The sequence below is a fragment of the Pseudomonas sp. CCNWLW23 genome, assembly GCF_037095675.1.
In the GTDB taxonomy this organism is placed as follows: domain Bacteria; phylum Pseudomonadota; class Gammaproteobacteria; order Pseudomonadales; family Pseudomonadaceae; genus Aquipseudomonas; species Aquipseudomonas atacamensis.
The window spans coordinates 207,942-214,004 of the sequence record NZ_JBAWKM010000002.1 but is presented as its reverse complement, the minus strand read 5'-3'; the positions used below and the strand labels follow the sequence as shown (position 1 = coordinate 214,004).

Annotated in this window: 3 protein-coding genes; all 3 read left to right on the top strand. The window is 61.7% G+C overall.

What is annotated here, in order from left to right:
• Positions 1-230 precede the first annotated feature (230 nt).
• The 3 genes from V8J63_RS04145 (at position 231) to V8J63_RS04135 (ending at position 5,839) form a co-directional block, all read left to right on the top strand.
• Entirely contained in the window at positions 231-920 is a 690-nt protein-coding gene (locus V8J63_RS04145; protein ID WP_122707997.1) for a GntR family transcriptional regulator, read from the top strand.
• A 135-nt stretch (positions 921-1,055) separates the two neighbouring features.
• Complete coding sequence (locus V8J63_RS04140) at positions 1,056-3,167, top strand: ATP-binding protein (protein WP_336463621.1); 2,112 nt, start codon at positions 1,056-1,058, stop codon at positions 3,165-3,167.
• A 38-nt stretch (positions 3,168-3,205) separates the two neighbouring features.
• The gene (locus V8J63_RS04135; protein WP_336463620.1) at positions 3,206-5,839 is read left to right on the top strand and encodes an excinuclease ABC subunit UvrA; all 2,634 of its coding nucleotides are present in this window, start codon (positions 3,206-3,208) and stop codon (positions 5,837-5,839) included.
• Positions 5,840-6,063 lie beyond the last annotated feature (224 nt).

The following is a 6,063-nucleotide window of genomic DNA, read 5'->3' as shown; positions in this document are numbered from 1 at the left end:
GCTCGCGAAAGCGCAGTGTCAGGCGATGAAGATGTTGAATGTGCCGCCGCCTTCGCGAGCAGGCTCGCTCCCACAGGTTTTGGCTGTCTATTCAAAATCGAGATAAATCAAAAGGCTGCACCTTTGGGCTGAAGGCAGATATTCTGCGCTTCACACCGGTACGGGAACCCGATCAACTCCATGGCGAGCCACTGCCAGGATGAATTGCCCGACGCCAAAGGAGTGTTCGAATGAGCGAAAAGAAGCTGGAAACCACGGTCGATCGCGTCTACCAAGGGGTTTATGCGGCGATCAGCAAGCGTTCGTTGCGCCCGGGCATGAAGCTGGGCGAGGCCTCGCTGGCCGAGCTGTTCAATGTCAGCCGCACCTCGGTGCGGGCTGCGCTCAAGCAATTGGAAGCCGATGGTCTGGTCACCACTGAGCCCAACAAAGGTGCATCGGTGTCGCTGCCCAGTGACGCAGAGCTGCGTTCGTTGTTCGAAACCCGGCGGCTGATCGAGATCGGCATCGTCACCGAACTGTGCCGGCGTAGAGACAGCGTTGCCATGCAGGATCTGCGTGAGCACTTGTTACTGGAAGATGCCGCGCATGCTGCCGGCGACCATGAACGACTCATCCATCTGCTCGGCGAGTTCCACCTCAAACTGGCGCGCAGCCTGAACAATCCGGTACTGCTCGACTGGTTCCAGAAGCTGATCTCGCGGGCTTCGCTGTATGCCGCCGCGCTCGATGATGACAGTCATCAAGCCTGCCGCGACGATGAACACCTGCGTTTGCTCGAGTACATCGAAGCCGGCGATCAGAGCGCCGCGATCGAACTGACCTGTACGCACCTCAACGGAATCGAGAAGGCGATCCTCGACGTCGCGGCAAAAATGAAAACCGGCTATCACCCACTCAAGCACTTGATTGGCGTCTGAATGGCTCTGCGTCGCAAATCGGCTATACCTGCGATGAAACCAATGCGTTTTCACAGCCTCGAAACACACGGGCGTCGCGTCGTTGTAGCGTTGCGATAGATCGGAAAACCGCAAAAAAGGACACTGAGTCAGGCGATGCAGTTTTTATCCGAAAGCCACGGCTGTGAAGGCTGGAAAGGCGAAATGGCCGAGCGCATCCGTGCGTTCGACTGGAGCCACACGGAACTTGGCGCGCTCGCCGAATGGCCGGCCAGCCTGTGCAACACCGTGCAACTGATGCTGGCTTCGCCGTTGCCCATGGTGATGCTGTGGGGCCACGCCGGCTACATGATCTACAACGACGCTTATTCCGAATTCGCCGGCGGCCGCCACCCCTATCTGCTTGGCGTCCCGGTTGAGCTGGGCTGGCCGGAAGTCGCCGAATTCAACCGCCACGTCGTTGACACCTGCCTGGCCGGTGGCACCTTGTCCTATCGCAACAAAGAGTTGGTACTGCTGCGCGACGGCGTGCCCGAAGACGTCTGGATGGATTTGTATTACAGCCCGGTGGCCAACGACGAAGGCGTGCCCGGCGGCGTCATGGCGATGGTGGTCGAAACCACCGAGCTGGTGCATTCCGAGCGCCTGCGCCAGGCGGCCGAAGATGCCTATCGCGCCGACAACGAGCGCGTGCGTCTGGCGCTGAATGCCGGCGCACTGCTGGGCTCGTTTGTCTGGGACATCAAGAACAATCGCTTCTCCGCTGACGAACGTTTCGCCCGCACCTTTTCCTACCCGCCGGATCAGGACCTGAGCGATCTGCAACAAGAGATCGCCGAATCGCGCATTCATCCCGACGACCACCCATGGGTCCAGGAGCGGGTCGCCCATTGTGTGCGCACTGGCGAGCCCTACAACGCCGAGTACCGTATACAGCGCGGCGATGGCCAATATCTGTGGGTGCTGGCCAGTGGTGCCTGCGAGTTCGATGAAGACGGAAGGCCGTTTCGCTTCCCCGGCGTGCTGATCGATATTCATGAGCGCAAGAATGCTGAAGAGTCGCTGCTCAAATTCACCCGCAACCTCGAACAGCGCGTGGCCGCCGAAGTGGATGCGCGACTGGCGGCCGAGGAACAGCTTCGCCAGTCGCAGAAACTCGAAGCCATTGGCGGCCTGACCGGTGGCGTTGCCCATGACTTCAACAATCTGCTGCAAGTCATCGCCGGCAACCTGCATTTGCTCGCTCGGCATGAGCCAAATAATGCCAACGTGCAGCGCCGGGTCGGGGCTTCGCTGGCGGCGGTCGAGCGCGGGGCCAAACTGTCTTCGCAATTGCTCGCATTTGCCCGCCGGCAACCGCTGTCACCGGCCGTGTGCAACCCAGAACAGATTTTCGAAGGCGTTGGCGAGTTGCTGCAACGCGCCTTGGGCGAAACCATTCAGATCGACGTGCAGTTGCCGCCGCAGCCGTGGCATATCAACGTCGACCGTAACCAACTGGAAAACGCGATTCTCAATCTGGCGATCAACGCCCGCGACGCGATGAAGGGCGAGGGCGTCATCGGCCTCAGTGCCGCCAATGTCTGTCTGGACAGCGAATATTGCGCCGGCAAGGGCATCGCGGCCGGTGAGTACGTTCGCGTGGCGGTCACCGACACCGGCGTGGGTATTGCCCCACAAATGCTGGAACAGGTCTTCGAACCGTTTTTCACCACCAAGGCCGACGGCCAGGGCACCGGGCTCGGTCTGAGCATGGTGTTCGGCTTCGTCAAACAGAGTGGCGGCCACGTCGAGATCGACAGCAAGCTCGGCGAAGGCACGCGGGTGCAGTTGTATTTCCCGCGCAGTCTGCGTCCGGTTCGCGAAGAGACCGCCAGTGTCGGCGAACGCAAGAGCGGCGGCCACGAAACCATTCTGGTGGTGGAAGACAATGACGCGGTGCGCGCTTCGGCGGTGGAGTTGCTGCGCGAGGAAGGCTATCGGGTGATGACCGCGTGCAATGGCGACGTGGCCATGCAGATGTTGCTGGAAGGCATCGAGATCGATCTGATCTTTACCGACGTGGTCATGCCCGGCCTGATCAAGAGCTCCGATCTCGCTGCTTGGGCCAAGGTGCAGACGCCGCCAGTGCCGGTGCTGTTCACTTCCGGGCATACCCGCGACATCATTTCCCGCGACCACCAGCTCAGCCCCGATACGCATCTGCTCGGCAAACCCTACAGCCCGCAAGCGTTACTGCAGATGATTTGCGAGGTGCTCGGCACCTGATGCCGAGCGCTGCCCAGTTTTTCAATCAAGGCAGGCCGATGATTTCCAAGCGCAATTCCAAAGCACCCGCCGGCATGGTTCGTGTGCGCGGCGCCCGCGAACATAACCTGAAGAACGTTGATGTCGATATTCCACGCGATGCGCTGGTGGTGTTCACCGGCGTCTCCGGTTCGGGCAAGTCGTCGCTGGCGTTTTCCACGCTGTACGCGGAGGCCCAGCGGCGTTATTTCGAATCGGTGGCGCCGTACGCGCGGCGGCTGATCGATCAGGTCGGCGTGCCGGATGTCGATTCCATCGAAGGACTGCCGCCCGCCGTCGCTTTGCAACAGCAGCGCGGCACGCCGAGCGCGCGTTCGTCGGTGGGCAGCGTGACGACGTTGTCGAGCCTGATCCGCATGCTCTATTCCCGCGCCGGCAGTTACCCGCCGGGGCAGCCGATGTTGTATGCCGAAGACTTTTCACCGAACACGCCGCAGGGCGCCTGCCCGGAGTGTCATGGACTTGGTCGCGTCTATGAAGTGACCGAAGCGCTGATGGTGCCGGACCCGAACCTGACCATCCGCCAGCGCGCCGTGGCGTCCTGGCCCTTGGCGTGGCAGGGGCAGAACCTGCGCGACATCCTGGTGACCATGGGCATTGATGTCGATATTCCCTGGAAGAAACTGCCGAAAAAGCAGCGCGACTGGATTCTCTTCACTGAAGAGACGCCGACGGTGCCGGTGTACGCCGGGCTGACCCCGGAAGAAACCCGCGTCGCGCTCAAACGCAAAATGGAACCGAGTTATCAGGGCACCTTCACCGGCGCCCGGCGCTACATCCTGCACACCTTCACTCACTCGCAAAGTGCGCTGATGAAGAAGCGTGTTTCGCAGTTCATGCGCGGCAGCCCTTGCCCATTGTGCGAGGGCAAGCGGCTCAAGCGCGAGGCTCTTTCGGTGACCTTTGCCGGCTACGACATTGGCGAGCTGTCGCAGATGCCGTTGCTGCAAGTGGCCGAAGTGCTGAGACCGGTGGCAGCGGCGAATTATCTGGAACAGGCCGAGGAGAGCGGCGACACCCTCAGCCATGCGCAAACCCGCGAGGCGCGTCAGCAGCGTGTCGCCCATGGCGCGAGTGGTCATGCCAGCGCACCGGACGTGCGCCACACGCCGAACCTATCGCTGGAAAAACGCTTGGCGGCGCAACGCATTGCTGAGGATTTGCTGGAGCGGGTCAGCACCCTGACCGATCTCGGCCTGGGGTATCTGGCGCTGGAACGCAGTACACCGACGCTGTCGTCTGGCGAGTTGCAGCGTTTGCGCCTGGCCACGCAATTGGGTTCGCAGCTGTTCGGAGTGATTTATGTGCTGGACGAACCGTCTGCCGGTCTGCATCCGGCGGATGGCGAGGCGTTGTTCGAGGCGTTGCAGCGCTTGAAGGCCGACGGCAACACGCTATTTGTGGTCGAACACGATGTCGAAACCATGCGCCGGGCCGACTGGCTGATCGACGTCGGCCCGGCAGCGGGCGAAAAGGGCGGGCGCGTGTTGTACAGCGGTCCGCCTGCGGGACTTGCTGATATTGCAGACTCGCAGACCCGCGCTTATCTGTTCGCGGAAAACCAGCGCCCTGAGCGCGCCGCACGCAAGCCGAGCGGGTGGCTGAAGCTCGACGGCGTCACGCGCAACAATCTGAATAATCTCAGCGCCGAATTTCCCTTGGGCTGTTTCACCTCGGTGACCGGCGTATCGGGTTCTGGCAAATCGAGTCTGGTCAGTCAGGCCTTGCTGGAACTGGTCGGCGCGCAGTTGGGCCGTCCAATGGCCGAGGCCGAGTCGGAAGAACCGAGCCTGGAAGATGACACGCCGCCGCCCAGCACCGGGCAGATCAGCGCCGGTCTGGAGTCGATCAAACGCCTGGTGCAGGTTGATCAGAAACCCATCGGACGCACGCCGCGCTCCAATCTGGCGACCTACACCGGGCTGTTCGACAACGTGCGCAAGCTGTTCGCCGCGACTCCCGAGGCACAAGCGGCGGGCTATGACGCCGGGCAGTTTTCCTTCAACGTCGCCAAGGGCCGTTGCGCCACGTGTGAGGGCGAAGGTTTTGTCAGTGTTGAATTGCTGTTCATGCCCAGTGTGTATGCGCCGTGCCCGACCTGCCACGGCGCGCGCTACAACCCGCAGACATTGGCGATTCTCTGGCAGGGCTTGAGCATCGCTCAGGTGCTGCAACTGACTGTCGATGAGGCGGTGTCCGTGTTTGCCGAGCAGCCAGGGATTCGTCGTTCGCTGGAGGTGCTGCGCGATATTGGTCTGGGTTATCTGCGTCTGGGGCAACCGGCCACGGAGCTCTCCGGCGGTGAGGCGCAGCGGATCAAACTGGCAACCGAATTGCAGCGCAACCAGCGTAGCGCGACCTTGTATGTGCTGGATGAGCCGACCACGGGATTGCACCCGAGGGATGTCGATCGCTTGCTGGAACAGCTCGATACGCTGGTGACGGCGGGGCACACGGTGATTGTGGTCGAACACGAGATGCGTGTCGTCGCGCAGAGCGACTGGGTGATCGACATCGGCCCTGGAGCGGGCGGTCAGGGCGGCAGCATCGTCGCCGCCGGCACACCGCAGAAAGTCGCCACCAGCAAGAAGAGCAAGACTGCGCCGTTCCTGGCTCGGGCGTTAAGTCGATAATCACGGCGCCTTGCCAGACGCCTTCGCGAGCAGGCTCGCTCCCACAGTTTTGAATGGTGTACCCAGACAGGTCGTCACACACCAGATCCCCTGTGGGAGCGAGCCTGCTCGCGAAAGCGGAATGTCAGCCGCAGATGAGCTGACTGGACGAACGCCTTCGCGAGCAGGCTCTCTCCCACAGTTTTGCAGGCTGTACCCAATAAAGTGGTAACACAGCAGACCCC